This is a genomic window from Acinetobacter sp. GW821-FHT01C12, from assembly GCF_059422625.1.
Map to the genome: position 1 here is coordinate 424,511 of NZ_JBWKXD010000002.1, position 21,134 is coordinate 445,644.

Here is a 21,134-nt window from a genome sequence, read left to right on the forward strand (position 1 = left end):
CTAAGTTTCTCAATGGTCTTGTTCAGCCAATGATTTGACTATGGCAAACCCTTGCTGGAAAGCACGATCCATCATGTCCTTATATTCCTCAGAGGTTTCTATTTCAGCAGATAATGTGGTTGTTTCACCCTGTTCATTTAAGAAATATTTTTCTAAAGAGCCACTCCAACTTTGAACATCTGCACTTGTTGAATCTAAAACACCATTTTTCAAAACACCCAAATGTTTAAATACCACTTTTTTAAACTGCTCCAACTCTACAATGGTGGCGACCATACCATTGCCGCTGGCATCTTGAAATAAGGTTTCCCCGCCAATTTTCCAGTCAGACTGCATCTGCGAAGTTTCCGAAAACGGTTGGGTCCATTTGGAATAAGTATGGGTATCCCACAGGATATTCCATACTGTTTGTGCATTCGCTTGAATGACAATGTCATAGCTTAAAGTCATCATTTCTTTCTCTTATTTTATTGATCCAATCTATAGCTTAGTACAATAAAAACCCAGAATGATTAATTTTTGTTAATAAAAATCCATGACCTAAAAAATTTAAACCTAAACATTCAATATGTTAAACAATAAATAACAAGCATATTGATCTGTTACACAACACTCTTAGACCAAAATCTAAGTTTTTAAAAAAGTGCAGCTAAGTAGAATATTTGAATATAAAAATAGTTAAATGGAAAATTTTAAATCCATTGATAACTTTTTCTAGCTTTGTTCAATTTCTACCTTTGCTCAATAAAGAAAGACCATATGAAAACGATAACAATGAAGAGTATTCATTCTAAAATTTTATTTTTACATGGACTAGATTCATCTAAAGAATCAACAAAATTCCATGCCATAAATGCTGAAAAAAAATATTGTATTAATGTGGATTATCGTAACCTTAACTACAAAACGGTTGAGTGTTTTTATCACGATATTATCGAAAAGATTAAACCCGATTTACTGGTAGGTCATAGTTTAGGTGGGTATTGGGCATTAAAAATGTCACAGCAACATCGAATTCCTGCAATCCTTGCCAATCCAAGCTTAAATCCAGATTTTCGTGAAGACTATGCAGCGATTAATGAACATGATTTAGACCACGACATTCCACAAATTGCTTATCTGGAACTGGGTGATGAGGTTTTAGATATGTATAAAGTGCTTGAACAACTAGAGTCATATATGCAGATTGAAGCTATTGAAGGTGGACACCATCGTTTAGTCCAACCTGAAAATTTAAATCATTTAATTGAATATATGGAACAAACCTTTATTGCTTGAAATAAAATCATCAAAGTACAGTTCGTTGCTCTCCAACTAAAAAAGCCTTGTATTTACAAGGCTTTTTTCACGTCGAGACAGACAAACAAATGATTTAAGTATTCAATCACAAGAATGTAGCCCGAAAACTTAACTTGTTATTTTGTCTTTAAGCAACCGCTTTTTCAACTGGCTTGGAATGCTCATCGAGCACTGACCAAACCTTTAAACCAATATCTTGATGTAAATCAGGTAGGTCAAGAAAAATACTTGCACCCAATACCGTATGTTGGCATTTATGCATCAATTGATGGACTGCTTTTAAAGTACCGCCTGTAGCCAAGACATCATCTACAATAATCACTTTTTGTGCTGCGATATCCGCTGACATTTCCAAGCGATCTAAACCATATTCTAAGCTATAGCCCACACCAATCACTGGAGGTGGTAACTTCCCTGCTTTACGAACCAACAATAAGCCTTTGCCGGTACGTTGTGCCAATAAGCTGGCTAAAACAAAACCTCGTGCCTCAACTGCAACAAAACTATCCACTGCATCCAATTGCTCTACAGGAATACTTGCAATCAATGCATCGGTTAACTCCACAAGATTGTTCATAAACAATGGGGTTAAATCATAAAAACAAATACCTGGTTTTGGAAAGTTTTGGACAGTACGAATACTTGACCACAAAGCAGTAGACATGTTCATCATGGGGGGAGATTTAAAAAAGATAAATAATACGTGAATTTTAACGCTTCTTAGCCAAAATTGACAGCAACTCACTATCTGTCCGATATTAAAGTCACGCTAAGTTATTGAATTTATTAAGTCCATTTTTACACAAAATAATGGCTATAGAATAAGCTAATTCTAGCTTAATCTTTTTGGCTAAAATATTCATCTAGACCTTTGTCTAAATTCAAATATTTTTAAACTTTTATATCAGCACTCATCCCTTGTTATGACAGGATTGTAATTAAAATTGTCTGACAAAGTTGGCATAATAAACATCGCTTTTGTCCTGAGCTGCCATTCAGCTTTGAGATTAGTTAGATAAACTCCGATATTTACTTTACTTTAGATACAGAACTGCGTAAGAATTTAGAGGAATATGTACACATTTTATTTGCATATTATTTGAGTCAAGCAGCAGAAGGAATTTTACTGACAGAAAAAACAATGCATCTGTCAGATATCGGAGAATCAGATGAAGAAATATCAATGCATCGTTTGTGGTTGGATTTATGACGAAGCAGAAGGTTGGCCACAAGATGGCATCGCAGCAGGTACCAAGTGGGAAGACATTCCTGATGACTGGACATGCCCAGACTGCGGTGTTTCTAAAGCAGACTTTGAAATGGTAGAAATCTAAGATATTGCGTAAAGACCATGTTTACATGGTCTTTTTACATTTATTTTCAACAATATAAAATTATTCAATTCACCTCTAAATTTGAAACAGGTATGGAGAAAGATATGCAACCGATCATCATCATAGGTTCTGGCATGGCGGGTTATACCCTTGCAAGAGAATTTCGTAAGTTAAACACCGAACAGGAATTGGTGATGATTTGCGCAGATGATGCGGTGAATTATGCAAAACCTACCCTATCTAATGCATTGGTTGGGAAAAAAGCGCCTGAACAAATTGGTTTAGGCGATGCTGAAAAGATGAGTACCCAACTGAACATGCGGATTGAAAAAGAAACATGGGTTAAAAGTATTGATGCAGAGAAACATGAATTAACCCTTGAAAAAGATGGACAACCTTCAACTCAAGGCTACTCAAAACTTATTCTTGCCGTGGGCGCAAATCCGATTCGATTAGCGATTGCTGGGGATGGAAGTGATGATATTCATGTGGTTAACTCACTGATTGACTATCGTGCATTCCGTGAAACTTTAGACAATTGCAGCACGGGTGAATGTGGTAACAAACGTGTGGTGATTTTAGGTGCAGGCTTAATTGGTTGTGAATTTGCCAATGACTTACAAAATACTGGGCATCAGGTTACGGTGATCGACTTAGCGCCACAGCCGTTAGGGCGTTTACTGCCTAATCATGTTGCACAAGCGTTTAAAGACAATCTTGAACAATCAGGAATCAAATTTGCCTTGGGCACCACTGTAGAAAAAGTTTCTAAGTCTGAGCGTGGTTATATCGTTTCATTGGCCAGTGGTCAGTCCTTGCTCGCTGATGTTGTGCTTTCTGCAATTGGCTTACAACCTAATATTGCCTTGGCCAAAGCTACAGAAATCAACACCAGTCGTGGTGTGATTACCAATACCTTGCTCGAAACCAGTCAAGCAGATATTTTTGCCATCGGTGACTGTGCCGAAGTGAATGGAACACTCTTGCCATTTGTCATGCCAATCATGCAACAAGCGCGTGCATTAGCCAAGACCTTGAGTGGACAAACCACCACTGTACACTACCCTGCAATGCCAGTCGCGGTGAAAACCCCAGCTGCACCTTTGACTGTACTTCCTGCTCCAATTGATGTAGATGTTACATGGGAGAATGAAGAGTTTGAAGATGGGATGTTATCTAAAGCAACAGATGCTGAAGGTACCTTACGTGGTTTTGTATTGTTAGGTGCAACTGCTGGAAAACAGCGTTTAACATTAACAAAACTGGTTCCAGACTTGATTCCTGTATCGGTTTAAGGTTTTAATAGTAAGGATATTTTTTAATCAAAGAATATCCTTGCTTAGGAAAATAACAATGAATAGCGCACTTCAATTTCAAGTTTCACCTTATGCATCGTTCATGAATGAAACCAAAGTCGATTTAGGTAATGGTATTCAACTTCATGTTGAAACTGGTGGAAATCCACAACACCCGACCATTCTGTTGATTATGGGTTTGGGTGCGCAAATGTTATTTTGGCCTGATTTTTTTTGCAAATCGCTGATTGATCAAGGCTTTCATGTGATTCGCTTTGATAATCGTGATATTGGCTTATCTTCAAAAATTCGCCACCAAGGTCCACGTTTAAACTCTTATAAGTTGATGGGTCGCTTTGCTTTGGGCTTACCAAATGACGGCGCGCCTTATAACTTATTTGATATGGCGGATGATGTTGCATTATTGATTGATCGTTTAGGTATTGAAAAACCACATATTTTGGGTGCTTCAATGGGTGGTATGATTTCTCAAATTTTAGCTGCAAAATATCCTGAGAAAATTGATAAAGTCGGCTTACTCTTTACCAGTAATAATCAACCTTTGCTACCTCCACCATTTCCAAAACAACTCTTTAGTCTCATTGGTAAACCTGAATCACGTGATGAAGAAGGAATTGTGAATCATTCCTTGAAGGTTTTTCATATGATTGGTTCACCTGGTTATATCAACCAAGTTGAAGCAATTCAAACTGCACGTAAATTATATCGTCGTAGTTATCACCCAGCGGGTGTACTTCAACAGTTTTTAGCAATATTATGTACAGGTTCCTTACTTAAATTGGATAAGCAGATCAAAAAGCCAACTTTAGTGTTACATGGCTCTAAAGATCGGTTACTACCTCCAAGTCATGGTAAGGCAGTTGCTAAAGCAATTTCAGGCGCTAAATTTGAATTAATTGAGGGAATGGGGCATGATATCCCACCGCATTTTGTTCCTCAACTTAGCGGGTTATTTGCACATCATTTTAAATCATAAGCATTAGGACACTATGGCTGCATTACCATCCCTAAGACAGTTGTCATATTTAGTGACACTGTCTGAGACGCTGCACTTCACTGAAGCAGCGCGCCGTTCGTTTGTAACTCAATCTACTTTATCTGGTGGAATCATGGAGTTAGAACGTTTATTGGGTGGCGTACTCGTAGAACGTGATCGCCAAAACGTACGTTTAACTCCTCTAGGTGAGCAAGTTGTTGCCCGAGCCCGTGTTCTACTCGCCGATGCTCAGGACTTGATGCGGTTAAGTCGAGAAATGAGTGAACCGTTAACTGGTGATTTGCATTTAGGGATTATTCCAACCATCGCCCCTTTCATTTTGTCGCAGCTTTTGGAAGAAGTGCATAAACAACTTCCAAAAATTCAGTTGCATCTGCATGAAGCACAAAGTGAAAAAATTGTTGAAAAACTTGAGCATGGCAATTTAGATGTGATCATGCTGGCTTTACCATTCGACACACGTGGTTTGAAAGTTGCTGAAATTGCGAAAGAAGATTTATTCTTAGTCTGCAATAAAGCAGATCAAAATGCGATGAATGCAAGAAGCTTAGATGATTTAGATCTTTCTCATCTTATGCTCCTTGAAGAAGGTCATTGCCTACGTGATCATACCTTAAGTGTTTGCCCAATCGGTGAGCGTAAAAATGATCACCGTTTAAAAGCGAGCTCATTGCCAACTTTAGTGGAAATGGTCAGTTCAAACTTAGGCTATACACTGCTTCCTGAGATTGCAATTCATGCACATATGCTGAAAAACAATGATCAGATTGTGGTTAAACCTATTGAGAATGCACCATCACGCACTTTGGCTTTGGTTACACGTAAAAGTACACCACTACAAAGTGAATTTGATGTGTTGGTACAAATTCTTCAAAAAATCACGCCAAATTTACGTTAATTTTCCGATACTAAAAAGGAGTCATGATTGACTCCTTTTTTATTGAATATCTAAAAAGTCTATAGATCACATCAGCATAAGCAAAATTACAACGATCTTGTTTTTACTAGATCAAGCATGATAATATTTGAGCAGTACAAAATACTCGCTTATTTTTGTATGTATTGTTACGATAAAAATCGCGAAAAATCGACCTATCCTCAGCTTGTTTTTTAAAAGCATGCATCCATCTCGTCGACACATATCCAATTCTTCGCATTGGTCAGCGTTCCACAGGGCTTGAATCTTTCAAGCATCGTTAACAGGTTTCCACAGTTTTCTGTGCCTGAATTTTCGATAGGACGCGTATGAACCGACCTTTATATATTATTTTTTCAACGATTGTCTTAGATGCAATTGGCATTGGCATCGTATTCCCTCTGATTCCCTCACTACTGAAAGACCTGAGCCATCAGCATAATGTTGCCTTGTTAATGGGGGTTTTCCTAAGCCTGTATGCGCTTATGCAATTTATTTTCTCCCCGATCTTAGGTGCTTTGAGTGACCGTATCGGTCGAAGACCTGTTCTGCTGATTTCCCTTGCGGGTTCTGCAATCAACTATTTGTTTCTTGCTTGCTCATCCTCTCTTATCTTGCTGTTCATTGGACGGATCATTGCTGGAATAAGTAGTGCCAATATGCCTGTGGCTTCAGCCTATATCGTTGATACCACGTCAGAAGAAAATCGAGCAAAATACTTCGGTTTAATGAGTGCCATGTTTGGTATTGGATTTATTATCGGTCCTATACTCGGTGGATTATTGGGCGGGTATTGGTTACGGCTACCTTTTTTCGTTGCGGCAATTTTAACAACCGTCAACTTGCTTATCGCATTCTGGCTACTCCCTGAATCCCGAAGCAACAATCCACTCCTAGCCCCCCCTCAAGCTTCTATTTCACAACGTTCGAGTTTAAAAATAAATCCCTTGAAAAGTTTTGGTTTTATCCTTGCTCAAAAAGGTATATTACCGATTTTGCTGATATTTTTTCTGTTTAGCGCCTGCGGTGAAGCTTATGGTGTCTGCTGGGCACTTTGGGGACACGATACCTTTAAATGGAATACATTTTGGGTTGGTCTTTCTTTAGGCACTTTTGGTTTATGCCAAGTACTGGTTCAGTCATTTATACCGCAACATGCCGTCCGATATTTTGGTGAAAGAAATACCGTGCTGATCGGTCTGGCATGTATATGTATGGCATTAATCATCATGGCTTTTACCCAACACGCTTGGATCATTTTTGCAATCATGCCGATCTTTGCCCTAGGAAGTATCGGCACTCCTGCACTACAAGCTGTTGTTTCACAAAAAACCCCAGCTGCGCAGCAAGGACAGTTTCAAGGTGTTATCGCATCAACCATAAGTCTGGCCTCGATTATTGCCCCATTGTTGTTTTCTACACTTTACTTTCATTTCCAAACACGATGGACTGGCGCTATATGGTTGGCTGTCGCGATGATTTATTTAATTGCATTACCTGCAATTTTATCGAGTTTAAAACCACAACAGCTTAAGTCATCCTAGTATTTAAGAACTTCAATGCTTTATTAAAAGCGTTGATTGCTGATTTAAAAAAGCTTAAATCTAAAATAACCAAGTCATTCAATTTCATTAAAATCCGATTGATTGATACAAAAAAGCCCGATTAATTTTAATCGGGCTTAAGACAATCAAATTATCTTGGCTTAACCATTTACAAAGTGCTCAAGCAAATTTTGTTGAGCATTGTAAATTGCCTCGCCTTCTTTAGGTTTCACACGAGTCCAAGTCCCATCGCCTTGCAACAGCCAAGCGCGGATATTATCTTTTAAGTAATTGACTAAACCTTGCTGATAAATGCGTTTTTTTAATGCTGGATCTTCGATCGGGAAACACACTTCTACACGATTAAATAAATTACGATCCATCCAGTCTGCACTCGAACAGTAAATACGTGGATTGCCATTATTTCCGAAATAATAAACACGGGTATGTTCTAAGAAACGCCCGACAATTGAACGAACTCGAATATTTTCAGACAGATTTGGTAACCCAGGACGTAAACAGCAAATTGAGCGAATAATCAGATCAATTTGTACCCCTGCTTGCGAAGCTTCATATAATTTATTGATCAATTGAACTTCAGTTAACGCGTTAACTTTAACAATAATTTGTGCAGGCTTGCCCGCTTTGGCATTGGCAATTTCATCATCAATAAAAGCAATTAACTGAGCATGTAGAGTAAACGGCGCATGTAACAGTTTTTTCAACTTTGCCATTTTCCCCATACCAGTCAATTCTTGGAAAATACGATGTACATCTTCGCAGAGCTCTTTATCTGTAGTGAGCAAACCATAATCAGTATAGATACGAGCATTTGTTGCATGGTAGTTACCCGTACCCAAATGCACATAACGTACTAGCTTATTATTTTCACGGCGTACCACCAAGATCATTTTGGCATGCGTTTTATAGCCCACGATGCCATAAACTACAACAGCACCCGCCTCTTGTAATACATTGGCAACGGCGATATTCGATTCTTCATCAAAACGCGCCCTTAACTCAATCACAGCAGTGACTTCTTTACCATTACGTGCCGCTTCTGCAAGTACCTGAACAATTTCAGAGTCAGCACCACTACGATATAAGGTTTGTTTGATCGCTAGCACTTGGGGATCACGTGCAGCTTCACGCAACAAGTTAATAACTGGTGCAAATGATTCAAATGGATGGTGTAAAAGAATGTCTTGTTTTTGCATTGCTGAAAAAATATTTTCAGACTTTTTCAATACTTTTGGAATCGCCGGCACATGCGAGTCATAACGCATATGTGGACGTTTAAAATTTGACACAAGACGTGCCAGATTTACCGGCCCATCCACTTTATAAAGTTGTTCTTGTTCTAGATCAAATTCTTCAAGCAAATATTCATAAATATGCTTTGGACAGTTTTCTGTCACTTCTAAACGTACTGCACGGCCAAAACGACGTGAACTCAATTCGCCTTTCAATGCTTTGGCTAAGTCTTCTACATCTTCATTCAGCGCCAAATCCGCATTACGTGTGACACGGAACTGATAACAACCTGTAGCTGTCATCCCAGGGAACAAATCCGATACATGCTCATGAATAATCGCAGACAACATCACAAAATGTTCTTTACCGCCTGTAAGCTCATCAGGTAAACGCACTACACGAGGGAGCGAACGTGGTGCTGGTACAACTGCTAAATCAATTTGTCGACCAAATGCGTCCTTTCCTTCTAGAGTCACAATAAAGTTCAAGCTTTTATTAACCAATCGTGGGAATGGATGTGCAGGATCAAGGCTAATTGGGGTAAGTACTGGTGCAACTTGTTCTTGGAAATATTTTTTAATCCACACAGATTGTGCAGGCGTTAACTCGCCACGACGTAAAAAACAAATGTCTTCTTCACGTAACTTAGGAAAAATTTCTTCATTAAGAATACGGTACTGACGCTCAATCGCTTCATGTGCCGTTTTAGAGATTTGGTCTAAAACTTGTTTTGGCGTCAAACCATCTGGTGAACGACTTTCATTCCCTAAAGTTAATTGCTCCATCATTCCTGCAACACGGATTTCAAAAAATTCATCCATATTACGAGAAAAGATCAACAAGAAATTCATACGTTCAAGCAAGGGGTGTAAAGGATCAACGGCTTGCTCTAAAACACGTAAATGGAAATCTAAAATTGAAAGCTCACGATTTATATATCGTTCATTATAAGAATATTCTGTAGGCGTTGTTGTCGTCACTGCGGTATTCATGCAATAAACCTGCATCAAAAAAATGTCTTAATTCTAGTATGCTTCAAATTTGTGACAATTTCATAAAAAAAGCATCGCTTCATAAAAAAAGCACATCAATTTGTGCTTTTTTAAATTCATTTATTTAGCGTCAATCTGGAATACGGGTATAACGCATATACTTCAAAACCAAACGCTTACGGTATTGAAGCTTAGAATCATCACGATTTTTTTGATAATACTTCGGATTGGTTAAAATCACTGCTAAAAATGCGGCCTGTTCACGACTTAAACTTGCCGCGCTCTTAGAAAAGTAATGTTGTGATGCAGCTTCAACACCATAGATATGATCACCAAATTCAACAGAGTTCATATAGACTTCTAAAATGCGCTGTTTAGTCCACATCCGCTCCATCATGGTGGTGGCAATCGCTTCCTGACCTTTGCGGATAAATGAGCGACGATTATAGAAGAATAAATTTTTAGCCAATTGTTGAGAGATCGTTGAACCACCGGCGACTACTTTGTCTTTTTTAAGATTACGTTGTAGTGCATTTTCAATACCATCCCAGTCGAAACCATGATGATCGAGAAATTTGGCATCTTCGGCTGCGACAATTGCATGTTTAAAGTTATCACTGATCTTGTCATAGTCGCGCCATTGATGTTGAATCGGCTCAAAATCAGACAGATATGTCCAACGCATAAACATGGTGGTTTCTACATCATGAGTACGCCAATAAATTAAACTTGAGAAAATCCATAGCTGAATCATGATCAAAATACTGACCACAATTAACAAAGCACGAACAATAAAAGCTTTCATGTCAGCTGCTTACTCCGAAAATTCTGACGTTTCATGTTAAGCTGAATCTATCTATAAAAAGCTAAGCAATAGCATGTCTAAATATCAAGATCTTTCAACTTATAGCCAACCCAATTCTATTGGTAAAATAACCTTATTGCTGATTGCCATCAATGTCGGTTTATTTGCCATCCAAGTCTTATCAGGTGTCAACATTACTGACCCGACAACGTTGGACGCGTTGCGTTGGGGTGCTGATTATGCACCTTTAACCTTCTTAGAGGAACCATATCGCTTATTCAGCAGTATGTTTTTTCACTTCGGTATCCTGCATCTAATGATGAACATGTGGGCACTGTATATTTTTGGTGATGTTGCTGAAAAAACTTTAGGAAAGTTTTATTTTCTTGGACTTTATATCCTTGCTGGACTCATGGGAAGCTTATTAAGTGGTTATTTGGATATTCGAAATAGCTACGAAATGCTGCAAAACTTTGATCAAAAACTCTTTCCGCATGTATCTGCAGGTGCATCGGGTGCTGTAATGGGACTTGGTGGTGCACTGACACTACTATCGTTGTTCCCACCTACCCCGAATCAAAGATTCATTTTAGATAAAAGATCACTTTTAACGGTACTTGCGATCAACTTAGCTTTTGGCTTTTTAGCCTCTGGAATTAACAATGCTGCCCATATCGGTGGGATGTTAATGGGTGCGGTCATGGCTTTGGCTTGGTATGCAACACAACGTGCCAAAATGGGTAAAGCTGCCAATATTATCATTGTGATTTTAGGGATTGCAGCAACCTATGGCGTTTATCTCTATTGCCAGCATCTCGTTGGACCACTTAGCCCACTTTGGCAACAAGCTATTGCACAAATGCGTGAGCAATTAAACTTTTAATCTCTAAAATAGCTTGTCTATGCCGTAATAAAACATTGCAGAGTACACTCAATTCAAGAAGCATAAAAAATGGCGGCCTATAGGTCGCCATTTTTTAATTTACTGTCTTCACTGGGCAGTCTTTTAAAGACTCAACTGAAATTAAACAGCCAGATAAAACCACTTAAACAAAGCGATTTAATTCAACTCTCGTAGACTTTGCAATGGTGGAATTTCAGATAAATAGCTCAATCGGTAACGCCCAATCAATGCACACAACACTGCCATCGAAATTGGTAAAATCAACCAAATTTCCCAATGCAATTGCATCACCATTTCCATACGATAACTGGCAACGGCACTAATCACCTCCGCAAAGAAACAGGAAACGATTCCCGCCAATAATCCAATAAAACCGATTTCAAAACTCATCATATTTTTTAACTGACGCTTTGAACTACCAAAAGAACGTAACAATGCCACTTCTTTTTTACGCTCATCCATCAGCAAATTGATACAGGCAATCAGTACCAAAAAGCCAGATAAACTCACCAATACTGCCAAAACTGTAATGATTTTGACCAACACAGAAACCAAGTTTTTAATTTCATCAAAAATTAAAGAGACATCAATAAAGACCGTATTGGAAAATTGTTGAATCAGATTAACCATCTTGATTTTTTCACTCGGCGGTACATAAAAACTCCCTAAGTAGCTGCCTGCGTTTTCATCCAACGTCTTTGGAGTAAAAATAAAGAAAAAGTTTGGACTAAAGCTTTGCCATTCTACTGTACGCAAATTCACAACTTGCGCGTCCAAATTTCCTTCAGGCAAACTAAAGGTTAAACGATCGCCAATTTTGATGCCCAACTCTTCAGCCAGTTTGGCCTCTACAGATACCTGTCCAATTTGAGTCAATTGAGCATCTCCAGCAATAATGATATTGTCTTGTGGATAATGATCTGCTTGGGTGAGATTTAACTCACGACGTAAAGAATTATTGGTTTTTACCAATTGAGCAGGAAAAGCTTGACCATTTTTTGCCAATAAGCGCCCTTTTACATTGGGATATAACGGTGTGCTTTTCCAGTGTTGCTGTACCAATTGTTGTTTAAAAGCCTCCAGTTCAAATGGTGGTAGACCATAAATAAACTGGTTAGGCGTCCCCTCAGGCAATTGTTGCTGCCAACGCTCTAATAAATCAGTTCTCAATACAGCAAGTACCGTGATCAGACTTAAACCCAATGCCAAAGCGGTAATTTGTAAAGCGGTTTGCGAAGGGGTTCGGATATAGGCTGAGAGCCTATTTTTCATTGATTTTAAAGTCTTTAAAATCATCCAAACCACTGCATATAACAAACCTGTTAACACAATGACTGCACCCATTACCAATGCAGTAAGTATCAGATTTTCGGTCAAGACCAAACTAAAAATAATCAGACTAACTAAACCTGTAGCCATCATCCACAACATTGAACGTGCCGACTTTTCTTGTTGGCGTATCACCCGAATAGGCGGTGTATTTAACAGTTGCCACAAGCTCGGTAAAATAAATCCAATCAATACAATTGCACTGGTAAAAATTGCAATAGGCAAAGGACCAACCAACATCTGCAACATTGAAAATTGCAACTCTAGGTTCGGAATCATCTGCAACATCAATTGCAATAATGAATAACCTAAAATCAGTCCTAAAATACTGCCAATGACAATGGCGATTAAAATAACGACGCTCAGCAACCCAAGATAAGTTTGGAAAATCTGCCGTTTCGTTGCACCCATACAACGCATCAGTGCAATATGATCTTGGTTCTGCTGTACATAACGCTGACTGGTTAAAGCGATGGCTAAACCGCATAAAAGAATCGTCAGAATATTGGCCAATTGTAAGAAAGTATCGAGGTTTTCAATCGGTTTAAGTAAGCGTGAATTGCCCTCATCTGCATTACGTAGTCTTAAATTACTTTGTGCATCTAATTCATTATTCGCAGTTTGTTGATCTTGTATGGATTGATCTGTTTGTGAGTGTGTTGCTGGCTGATTTTCAGTCAATGTGTTTTCAGTCAATGCATTGGCACTTGATGCACTTAAAGCTGAATCTGCATCCGAATTTCGTGCAATCTTTGGATTCACATTCTGCTTTTCTTGCGCTTTAAATGTCTTAAAAAATTGCTGATATGTTGCAATCGACTCCGCATCCCCTGCCATCAACAAACGATATTCAATTCGACTTCCAACTTGAATTGCACCCGTTTTTGCAACATCTGCTTGAGAGATAATCACGGTTGGCGAAAAGGCAGAAAAGCCTAATTCTTGATTTGAATCATGTTCAATGATACCAGTAACTTTAAACTGACCATTGGCAATTTGAACGCTATCGCCTAGGTTTAATTTTAATAATTCTTGTGCGCGTTTGCTTAGCCAAACCCCGCCACTTTGTAAGGCTTGTTTTGGCGCAATCCTTAATTCACCACGTAAGGGAAATGCTGTGTCAATGGCTTTCACATTGACCATAACAAACTGATCCTGCGTAGAGGCCATTGAACCAAAAATAGTGACATGTGACTGTTTTAATTTTAAATCATCAGCCTGTTTGATCCATTGTTGGTCAATTGGATCTGTATCACTAAGTTGTAAATCTGCAGCTTGCATTTTAGCAGCTTGTAAGGTCACTGCTTGTTTGACTTGATCATTGCTAAACTTTAATGCAGTAGTTGCACTAATGGCTAAACTCAAGGCAATAATCAGCAGATATATACCTGAACTGGCAAAACTTTGCCTAAATAAGGGTTTAAACAAGGTTAACATTACACCACCTCATTCGATTGAGGAGTCTGCACATGTTCAATCAATTGACCATCTTTTAATTCATAATGACGTTGGCACTGTGCGGCCAATTGCGAATCGTGAGTGACAAGCACTAAAGTTGTACCGAGTTCTTTATTTAAATCAAATAAGAGTTGTTCAATTTCAAATGCAGTATGTTCATCTAAATTGCCTGTAGGTTCGTCAGCAAAAATAATTTTGGGGTCAGAAATTAAAGCTCGTGCAATGGCAACCCGTTGTTGCTCCCCACCAGACAATACTTTCGGTGTTTGTTGGCTTTGTCGTTCTAAACCAACTTTGGCCAATAAACTTAAAGATTTTTGTTCTGCGTGTGCATAATTAAAATTCTTCTGTAAACGTAATGGTAACATCACATTTTCTAAGGCAGAAAGATGTGGGAGCAACTGGAAAGATTGAAATACAAAACCAATATATTGAAGCCGAATCAACGCACGTTGTTCTTCGTTTAAATGTTCAATCGCTTCACCACAAACACTGAGTTGTCCTGCACTGGCTTGATCGAGAGTAGCAAGGATGCCCAATAAAGTTGATTTTCCGGAACCAGAACGTCCAGTAATCGCGACCTGTTCACCTGTATAAATATTAAGATTTAGATTTTCAAAAATTGTAAGCGTTTGATGAGGTAATTCTATCTTTTGTGTAAGTTGCTGTGCAGAAATTATCACTTGTGGCATGATGGGAGAAGTTGAATCATCCTGAACCTTAGACATCATAAAGTACCTTATATGCAAATCAAAAAATTGTTAAATTTGAAAATGATGAAAAATCTAATTCATTGTTTATTTTTTAGCATAATCTGTCTGTTGCCCGTTAGTAGTTTTGCAAAAACGATCATGATTTTAGGTGATAGCTTAAGTGCGGGTTATGGTATCAACCCACAACAAGGCTGGGTTTTCTTGCTACAGCAACGCTTAAACCAACAATTTCCTAAACAACATAATGTGGTGAATGCCAGTGTAAGTGGTGAAACCACCAGTGGCGCGTTAGCGCGTTTTCCAAAACTATTACAAAGCCATAAACCTGATATCGTGGTGATTGAGTTGGGTGGCAATGATGGTTTACGTGGTCAACCGCCACAAATGATTCAGAAAAATCTTGCCCAATTAATTCAACAAAGCCAGAAAAGCCAAGCCACGGTCATTTTATTGGGAATGAAAATTCCACCGAATTATGGTGCAGCTTATAGCCAAGCTTTTGAGAAAAACTACCAAACCCTAAGCCAACAATACAAAGTTAAAATGCATCCGTTTTTTATGAATGGAATTGCAGGCAATAAAAGTTTGATGCAAAAAGACTTAATCCATCCCAATGCAACGGCACAGAAAATTCTACTCGATAATGTCTATCCGTTGATTCGAGGCGCGCTTTAAGTTTTTCTCAAAACCCGAAATGATTGCACCTGTTTACTTCTCAAAATCGGATGTCGTGTTTTTTAAGACATCCGCAAAATTAAATAAACGTGCTAATAAATGGTGAATATAGTCCAAATTCGATTCTTGTTCGGTAAATAGAATCCGATGCAACATGGGTGCAATCACAATTTCAATAATCAGTTGATTGTCGATGCTTGTTTCATTTCTTTGCTGGGCACGTTGCTGAATATTGTCTAACTGTTGAATCAAAAAGTCATAACACTTACCAGAGGTTGGCGAATCATTTTCCGCCACAATATCGCTTAAGATTGTACGCCCAACGGGTGAGGCATATTCCTCAAAATATTGCTCCATCCATGCATATAAGTCTTGCTTAAAACTACCAAGATCCGCAGGTACACTGTCTGGATGTAAAATATTAAAGGCAACATCTGCAAGCAGTTGAGATAAATCTCCCCACCGTCGATAGATCGTAGAGGGCGTGACTCCTGCATATTCAGCAATCATCGGAATCGTCAAATCTGCCACAGCAACATTCTGCTGTAATGTTTGCACTGCATTATGAACTGCGGCTTGTATTCGTGCACTGCGTCCACCGGGACGCAAACCTGTAATCACTTTCGTCATCAGCAAATCACTACAAATCTATAAATGAAAATCGATCAATGGGTTAATGATTAAAGAACAGCTTTAATCAAAAATCATCTTAGCTAAACCTTTGTGTTTAATCCAAAATACGGTATAAAAGCTAATTAATAGCTTTTATGTACATGTTGATTATGCGCAACTCTAATTTTAATCGTCAAGTGACTTCCTATAAATTAAGCCATAATGCTGCACTGTACACACATACTTTTACCTTGATGGCCTTTTTGGCAGCCTCAAGCGCACCAACACCGTTATATCGTTTGTATCAACAACACTTCCATTTTTCTCCTGTTTTATTAACGCTTATCTTTGCCACCTATGCGTTTGCATTGCTATTAACCTTATTGGTGGCAGGATCATTGTCTGATTATATTGGACGTAAGCCGGTTATTTTTGTGGCTTTGATTTTAGAAATTCTGTCCATGGGCTTTTTCTTGTTTGCATCCAATATCGAAATGCTGTTTATCGCACGAGGTTTGCAAGGTATTGCCACGGCTTTAGCTGCATCTACGTTTGGAGCAGCTTTGCTTGATCTGAGTAAAACACAGGGTTCTTTAATTAATAGTATTTCTCCAATGCTTGGTATGGCTGCGGGTATGCTGATGACCTGCATTGTTTTAGAGTTTTCGGCTGTTCCATTGACACTTATTTTTGAAATACTCATCTTTCTTTTTGTATCTACCACATTTATTGCAATTTTTAGCCCTGAAACCGCAACTAAACGTGTGGGTGCTTTGGCATCATTAAAACCGCAACTGACTGTTCCAGTACAAACCCGAAAAGCACTCTTGATCGTAAGTCCAATTAATATCTCGTTATGGATGGTCAGTGGGTTCTTCCTCTCGTTAATGCCTTCATTGCTGGCTCAAGCTTTCCATGTGCAATCGGCATGGCTGAATGGCATGATGTTTATTACTCTATCAGTTTCAGGGGCTGTTGGGATTTTAACCCTGCGCAATGCGCCAACATTTAAAATTTTAGTCACTGCTGCAATTACGATTGTCTCGGGCTCAAGTGTTATTTTGCTTGGCATTCATCTGGTGCAACCAATCTTATTGTTTATTGGTGCTGTAGTAACAGGGGTTGGCTTTGGTACAGGTTTTATGGGTGCAATTCGTGCTGTTATGCCCTTAGCTTTACCTGAACAACGTGCAGGTTTAATGGCCGCATTTTTTGTTGAAAGTTATTTGGCCTTTAGTATACCTGCGATTATTGCTGGATACTTTGTCAATAAAGTGGGCTTAATTTTTACTGCAGATGTCTATATTTGTATGATTATCTTGTTAGCCAGCTTGGCGTTTGTTTTTGCGCTTAAAAATAAACAGAACATTCATTAAAGCGTGTTAAAAAGCAAAACAAAAGGCGCATTGAGCGCCTTTGGATTTAAATCTTAGATTAAGCTGGAATATCACGAATAGATGCTTTACGAATTGCTTCTTTAAGCGCGTCATAACCATGAATTGGCGGGAACTGTGGAAATTCACGAATCACATTTTCAGGCGCATCAAATAAGAAACCATGATCAGCTTCACCCAACATGGTTGTATCGTTATACGAATCGCCTGCTGCGATTACACGGTAATTTAGACCATGTAAGGCTTTTACAGCTTCACGTTTTTGATCAGGTTGGCGCAATTTATACGCAGTGATCATACCATTTTCATCAGTTTCTAATTTATGACAGAAAATTGTTGGCCAACCCAACTGTTGCATCAACGGATGTGCAAACTCATAAAATGTATCTGAAAGAATAATCAACTGAAAATGGGTACGTAACCATTCTACAAACTCTTTTGCACCCGGAAATGGCCCCATGTCTGCAATCACAGCTTGAATGTCATTTAAGCCTAAACCATGCTGTTTAAGAATATTTAAACGTTGAGTCATCAACACATCGTAGTCAGGGATATCACGAGTTGTTGCTTCTAATTCTTTGATTCCTGTTTTTTTAGCAAAATTGATCCAGATTTCTGGTACCAATACACCCTCAAGATCAAGACATACGATTTCCATGGGTTCTCCCAAATGTCAGTTAAAAATTTTGGGCTTATCATAGCACTAAAGTTTAAAAAGAATGCTGAAAGTTTTTACAGCAAATCCATTTCATTTGGTTATGCATAAGACTTGTGAATGTTTACAAATCTGTTTTATTCATAAGCATTTTAATTAATCTGCTAAGTGGCATATTTCATTTACTTTAAAATATCTTGATCGTCAAAAGAGCAATTCACAGAAGTTGAATTGTGCTAATTTTTGCCAAAATGCTTAAATTCAAATATCTTTTGAACATGTTTACGAAAATTGTAGCTTCAAGCTAACTGCCAGGAGCAGATATGACCGCCATTCCAACCATAGATCTTGTGGACGCACTTGCGACTGAGTATGCCGACAAATCACCTTCTGAAATTTTAGAACTTGCACTTTCTCAGCAAGGTGAAATCGCAATTTCATTTTCTGGCGCAGAAGATGTTGTACTTATCGATATGGCACATAATTTAGGTAAACCATTTCGTGTTTTTAGTTTAGATACAGGTCGTTTACACCCTGAAACCTATCAATTTCTTGAAACCGTACGTAAACACTATGGGATTAAAATTGAGATTTGCTTTCCAGAAGCCGATGCCGTTCAACAGTTGGTCAATGAAAAAGGTTTATTTAGCTTCTATCAAGATGACCATAAAGAATGCTGTGGTATCCGAAAAGTTCAGCCACTACGTAAAAAATTAGCCACTTTAGATGGTTGGATTACTGGACAACGCAAAGATCAAAGTCCGGGCACACGTACGGAAATTCCAGTCATTCAAGCGGATAGTGGTTTTTCTGGTGAAGGAAAACAACTGATTAAATATAATCCATTAGCCAATTGGTCAAGTGCGGATGTATGGAACTATATTCGTATGATGGAGATTCCTTATAATCCATTACATGAAAAAGGCTTTATCTCAATTGGCTGCGAGCCATGTACCCGTCCAGTATTGCCAAATCAACATGAACGTGAAGGCCGTTGGTGGTGGGAGGAAGCAACACATAAAGAATGTGGCTTACACGCAGGCAATTTAAAAAAATGATAGTAGAAAAAGTCATTAAATCTCATGATTTTTTATTAACTTAACGTTCATCGAAATGCTTGGATTTTACGCTTAGAAAAGTTTTATACTAGGTTTGTTGATATTTCATCTATAGTTTGTGTTGTGAGCTAAAGTTTAGTAAGCAAAGGCATGAAAAAAAATAGTGAGACTATTTTCAAGTTTCATCACTCAAACTGAGATAATTTTAGCTATACCCTGAGTGCCAACAAAGCGCTGCATTGTTGGCAACACAAAATGTAACGATGTACCTGATGTTTTCTAACATCACATTATTGTAAACATGGACGAATGATCAACAGACCCAAGTTACACGGTTCTATAATTCTAACAATTCACCAGCTCATAAATGAGTTGTTGTAGAAATTGCAGTGAGGCAATCCAAGACTATGCGCCCATTACACCCTATTGATTTTATTTTTTTAAATTTAGAAAAACGTCAACAACCCATGCATGTTGGTGGGCTATTCTTATTTGAAATACCAGAACATGCACCTTCTACCTTCATTCAAGATCTCGTTGCGGATATTCGTAATTCAAAATCTATTCCTGTTCCACCCTTTAACAACCGCTTAAGCGGCATGTTTTGGGATGAAGATGAAGAATTTGATATTGACCATCATTTCCGTCATATCGCATTACCTCATCCGGGACGTATCCGTGAATTATTGGTTTATATTTCACAGGAACATAGTTCGCTGATTGACCGAGCAAAGCCACTTTGGACCTGTCATATTATTGAAGGGATTGAAGGTAATCGCTTTGCCATGTATTTTAAAATCCACCATGCCATGATTGATGGTGTGGCAGGTATGCGTCTGGTAGAAAAATCATTTTCAAAAGATGCTGACTCCAAAACCATTATTCCACCTTGGTGTGTCGAAGGTAAACGGGCAAAACGTTTAAAAGAAACTAAACTGGATAAAGCTAAAAAAATATTCTCTGCTTTAAAAGGACAAGTTGAAGCAGCACCTAAAGTGACTCAAGAGCTGTTCCAAACAGTATTTAAAGAAATGGGGAAAAACCCCGATTATGTTTCAAGCTTCCAAGCACCAAGCAGTTTATTTAACCAACGGGTAAGTTCATCACGTCGTTTCGCCGCTCAGTCTTTTGAACTTGATCGTTTTAGAGATATTTCCAAAGCCCTTGGTGTTACGATTAATGATGTGGTACTTGCAGTGTGTGCAGGTGCATTACGTGATTATTTGATCACACAAGAAGCTTTACCGAAAAAACCGTTGATTGCGATGGTTCCTGCCTCATTACGTGATGATGACTCAGATATGAGTAATCGTATCACCATGATTTTGGCAAATTTAGGTACACATAAAGAAAGTCCTTTAGAGCGATTAGACATCATTAAACGCAGTGTACAAAATGCAAAAAATCGTTTTAAACGTATGAGTTCTGATCAAATCTTAAATTATAGTGCTTTCGTTTTTGGTGCAGCAGGCGTCAATATTGCATCAGGACTTATGCCAAAACGTCAGGCGTTTAACGTAATCATTTCCAATGTACCTGGACCACGTGAACCTTTGTATTGGAATGGCGCTAAATTAGATGCTCTCTACCCTGTTTCTATTGTTTTGGATGGTCAGGCACTAAATATCACCATGACCAGTTATTTAGATAAATTAGAAGTCGGTTTAACCGGTTGCCGTAAATCTCTGCCTAAATTGCAGAATCTTCTCACGCATTTGGAAAATGAAATCCAAAAGTTTGAGCAAATTATTGCAGAAAAAAATGCACTAGAACTCGCCGATAAAAAGCCAAACGCTCAAGCCAAGGCAAAAACGGATACTCAAGATGTAACGAAGGAATCTGTTGCTGCACGAAAGTTAGTATAGGATTTTATAATTGA

At 38.4% G+C, this 21,134-nt stretch carries 19 protein-coding genes; 11 read left to right on the plus strand and 8 right to left on the minus strand.

Features of this window, described 5'->3' with window-relative positions; all coding sequences use genetic code 11:
- Positions 1–9 precede the first annotated feature (9 nt).
- Positions 10–453, minus strand: a complete 444-nt coding sequence (locus AC07WY_RS07570; protein ID WP_154129222.1) for an SRPBCC family protein — start codon at positions 451–453, stop codon at positions 10–12.
- 321 nt (positions 454–774) lie between these two features.
- On the opposite strand from AC07WY_RS07570, the gene AC07WY_RS07575 reads away from it, so the two are divergent.
- Positions 775–1,278, plus strand: a complete 504-nt coding sequence (locus tag AC07WY_RS07575; RefSeq protein ID WP_494736236.1) for a YqiA/YcfP family alpha/beta fold hydrolase — start codon at positions 775–777, stop codon at positions 1,276–1,278.
- Between the two features lie 148 nt (positions 1,279–1,426).
- Here the strand turns inward: AC07WY_RS07575 and AC07WY_RS07580 are convergent, their stop codons facing one another.
- A complete protein-coding gene (locus AC07WY_RS07580) occupies positions 1,427–1,972 on the minus strand; it encodes an adenine phosphoribosyltransferase (RefSeq protein WP_494736075.1) in 546 nt (181 codons plus the stop codon).
- 496 nt (positions 1,973–2,468) lie between these two features.
- Between AC07WY_RS07580 and rubA the strand changes: the two genes are divergently transcribed.
- The 5 genes from rubA to AC07WY_RS07605 all read left to right on the plus strand — a co-directional run bounded on the left by rubA (position 2,469) and on the right by AC07WY_RS07605 (position 7,406).
- Positions 2,469–2,633, plus strand: coding sequence for a rubredoxin RubA (rubA, locus tag AC07WY_RS07585; protein WP_004678010.1), 165 nt, complete (start codon positions 2,469–2,471; stop codon positions 2,631–2,633).
- A gap of 104 nt (positions 2,634–2,737) precedes the next feature.
- Positions 2,738–3,928 carry an NAD(P)/FAD-dependent oxidoreductase gene (locus tag AC07WY_RS07590; RefSeq protein ID WP_494736076.1) on the plus strand — a complete coding sequence of 397 codons (1,191 nt, stop codon included), beginning with the start codon at positions 2,738–2,740 and terminating at the stop codon, positions 3,926–3,928.
- A gap of 58 nt (positions 3,929–3,986) precedes the next feature.
- Complete coding sequence (gene estB / locus AC07WY_RS07595) at positions 3,987–4,925, plus strand: esterase EstB (RefSeq protein ID WP_004823254.1); 939 nt, start codon at positions 3,987–3,989, stop codon at positions 4,923–4,925.
- 13 nt (positions 4,926–4,938) lie between these two features.
- Positions 4,939–5,844 carry a LysR family transcriptional regulator OxyR gene (oxyR, locus tag AC07WY_RS07600; RefSeq protein ID WP_004717396.1) on the plus strand — a complete coding sequence of 302 codons (906 nt, stop codon included), beginning with the start codon at positions 4,939–4,941 and terminating at the stop codon, positions 5,842–5,844.
- 347 nt (positions 5,845–6,191) lie between these two features.
- Positions 6,192–7,406 carry a TCR/Tet family MFS transporter gene (locus AC07WY_RS07605; RefSeq protein WP_494736077.1) on the plus strand — a complete coding sequence of 405 codons (1,215 nt, stop codon included), beginning with the start codon at positions 6,192–6,194 and terminating at the stop codon, positions 7,404–7,406.
- Positions 7,407–7,567: 161 nt separating this feature from the next.
- Here AC07WY_RS07605 and ppk1 read toward each other — a convergent pair whose 3' ends face one another.
- Both ppk1 and mtgA read right to left on the minus strand, forming a co-directional pair.
- A complete protein-coding gene (gene ppk1, locus AC07WY_RS07610) occupies positions 7,568–9,652 on the minus strand; it encodes a polyphosphate kinase 1 (protein ID WP_056518076.1) in 2,085 nt (694 codons plus the stop codon).
- Positions 9,653–9,782: 130 nt separating this feature from the next.
- Complete coding sequence (mtgA, locus tag AC07WY_RS07615) at positions 9,783–10,457, minus strand: monofunctional biosynthetic peptidoglycan transglycosylase (RefSeq protein WP_004717400.1); 675 nt, start codon at positions 10,455–10,457, stop codon at positions 9,783–9,785.
- A gap of 73 nt (positions 10,458–10,530) precedes the next feature.
- Here mtgA and AC07WY_RS07620 point away from each other — a divergent pair, with 73 nt between their 5' ends.
- Positions 10,531–11,340, plus strand: a complete 810-nt coding sequence (locus tag AC07WY_RS07620) for a rhomboid family intramembrane serine protease (protein WP_494736078.1) — start codon at positions 10,531–10,533, stop codon at positions 11,338–11,340.
- Between the two features lie 177 nt (positions 11,341–11,517).
- Here the strand turns inward: AC07WY_RS07620 and AC07WY_RS07625 are convergent, their stop codons facing one another.
- Positions 11,518–14,127 carry an ABC transporter permease gene (locus AC07WY_RS07625; protein ID WP_494736079.1) on the minus strand — a complete coding sequence of 870 codons (2,610 nt, stop codon included), beginning with the start codon at positions 14,125–14,127 and terminating at the stop codon, positions 11,518–11,520.
- Positions 14,127–14,876, minus strand: a complete 750-nt coding sequence (locus AC07WY_RS07630; protein ID WP_034610789.1) for an ABC transporter ATP-binding protein — start codon at positions 14,874–14,876, stop codon at positions 14,127–14,129. Before AC07WY_RS07630 ends, AC07WY_RS07625 begins: the two co-directional genes overlap by 1 nt.
- A gap of 45 nt (positions 14,877–14,921) precedes the next feature.
- Between AC07WY_RS07630 and AC07WY_RS07635 the strand changes: the two genes are divergently transcribed.
- Positions 14,922–15,536, plus strand: coding sequence for an arylesterase (locus AC07WY_RS07635; RefSeq protein ID WP_151027073.1), 615 nt, complete (start codon positions 14,922–14,924; stop codon positions 15,534–15,536).
- Between the two features lie 33 nt (positions 15,537–15,569).
- Here the strand turns inward: AC07WY_RS07635 and AC07WY_RS07640 are convergent, their stop codons facing one another.
- A complete protein-coding gene (locus AC07WY_RS07640) occupies positions 15,570–16,166 on the minus strand; it encodes a TetR/AcrR family transcriptional regulator (protein WP_494736080.1) in 597 nt (198 codons plus the stop codon).
- A gap of 152 nt (positions 16,167–16,318) precedes the next feature.
- On the opposite strand from AC07WY_RS07640, the gene AC07WY_RS07645 reads away from it, so the two are divergent.
- Positions 16,319–17,524, plus strand: coding sequence for an MFS transporter (locus AC07WY_RS07645; RefSeq protein WP_494736081.1), 1,206 nt, complete (start codon positions 16,319–16,321; stop codon positions 17,522–17,524).
- A 58-nt stretch (positions 17,525–17,582) separates the two neighbouring features.
- Here AC07WY_RS07645 and thrH read toward each other — a convergent pair whose 3' ends face one another.
- The gene (gene thrH / locus AC07WY_RS07650; protein ID WP_004717409.1) at positions 17,583–18,200 is read right to left on the minus strand and encodes a bifunctional phosphoserine phosphatase/homoserine phosphotransferase ThrH; all 618 of its coding nucleotides are present in this window, start codon (positions 18,198–18,200) and stop codon (positions 17,583–17,585) included.
- 320 nt (positions 18,201–18,520) lie between these two features.
- Between thrH and AC07WY_RS07655 the strand changes: the two genes are divergently transcribed.
- Entirely contained in the window at positions 18,521–19,255 is a 735-nt protein-coding gene (locus AC07WY_RS07655; RefSeq protein WP_004717410.1) for a phosphoadenylyl-sulfate reductase, read from the plus strand.
- Positions 19,256–19,662: 407 nt separating this feature from the next.
- Entirely contained in the window at positions 19,663–21,120 is a 1,458-nt protein-coding gene (locus AC07WY_RS07660; RefSeq protein WP_419335292.1) for a WS/DGAT/MGAT family O-acyltransferase, read from the plus strand.
- Positions 21,121–21,134: the final 14 nt, after the last annotated feature.

Bases quoted from the DNA above. Each gene is read 5' to 3' on its own strand.
- AC07WY_RS07570 (WP_154129222.1), bottom strand. From the start codon at position 453: ATGATGACTTTAAGCTATGACATTGTCATTCAAGCGAATGCACAAACA.
- AC07WY_RS07575 (WP_494736236.1), top strand. From the start codon at position 775: ATGAAGAGTATTCATTCTAAAATTTTATTTTTACATGGACTAGATTCA.
- AC07WY_RS07580 (WP_494736075.1), bottom strand. From the start codon at position 1,972: ATGATGAACATGTCTACTGCTTTGTGGTCAAGTATTCGTACTGTCCAA.
- rubA (WP_004678010.1), top strand. From the start codon at position 2,469: ATGAAGAAATATCAATGCATCGTTTGTGGTTGGATTTATGACGAAGCA.
- AC07WY_RS07590 (WP_494736076.1), top strand. From the start codon at position 2,738: ATGCAACCGATCATCATCATAGGTTCTGGCATGGCGGGTTATACCCTT.
- estB (WP_004823254.1), top strand. From the start codon at position 3,987: ATGAATAGCGCACTTCAATTTCAAGTTTCACCTTATGCATCGTTCATG.
- oxyR (WP_004717396.1), top strand. From the start codon at position 4,939: ATGGCTGCATTACCATCCCTAAGACAGTTGTCATATTTAGTGACACTG.
- AC07WY_RS07605 (WP_494736077.1), top strand. From the start codon at position 6,192: ATGAACCGACCTTTATATATTATTTTTTCAACGATTGTCTTAGATGCA.
- ppk1 (WP_056518076.1), bottom strand. From the start codon at position 9,652: ATGAATACCGCAGTGACGACAACAACGCCTACAGAATATTCTTATAAT.
- mtgA (WP_004717400.1), bottom strand. From the start codon at position 10,457: ATGAAAGCTTTTATTGTTCGTGCTTTGTTAATTGTGGTCAGTATTTTG.
- AC07WY_RS07620 (WP_494736078.1), top strand. From the start codon at position 10,531: ATGTCTAAATATCAAGATCTTTCAACTTATAGCCAACCCAATTCTATT.
- AC07WY_RS07625 (WP_494736079.1), bottom strand. From the start codon at position 14,127: ATGTTAACCTTGTTTAAACCCTTATTTAGGCAAAGTTTTGCCAGTTCA.
- AC07WY_RS07630 (WP_034610789.1), bottom strand. From the start codon at position 14,876: ATGTCTAAGGTTCAGGATGATTCAACTTCTCCCATCATGCCACAAGTG.
- AC07WY_RS07635 (WP_151027073.1), top strand. From the start codon at position 14,922: ATGATGAAAAATCTAATTCATTGTTTATTTTTTAGCATAATCTGTCTG.
- AC07WY_RS07640 (WP_494736080.1), bottom strand. From the start codon at position 16,166: ATGACGAAAGTGATTACAGGTTTGCGTCCCGGTGGACGCAGTGCACGA.
- AC07WY_RS07645 (WP_494736081.1), top strand. From the start codon at position 16,319: ATGCGCAACTCTAATTTTAATCGTCAAGTGACTTCCTATAAATTAAGC.
- thrH (WP_004717409.1), bottom strand. From the start codon at position 18,200: ATGGAAATCGTATGTCTTGATCTTGAGGGTGTATTGGTACCAGAAATC.
- AC07WY_RS07655 (WP_004717410.1), top strand. From the start codon at position 18,521: ATGACCGCCATTCCAACCATAGATCTTGTGGACGCACTTGCGACTGAG.
- AC07WY_RS07660 (WP_419335292.1), top strand. From the start codon at position 19,663: ATGCGCCCATTACACCCTATTGATTTTATTTTTTTAAATTTAGAAAAA.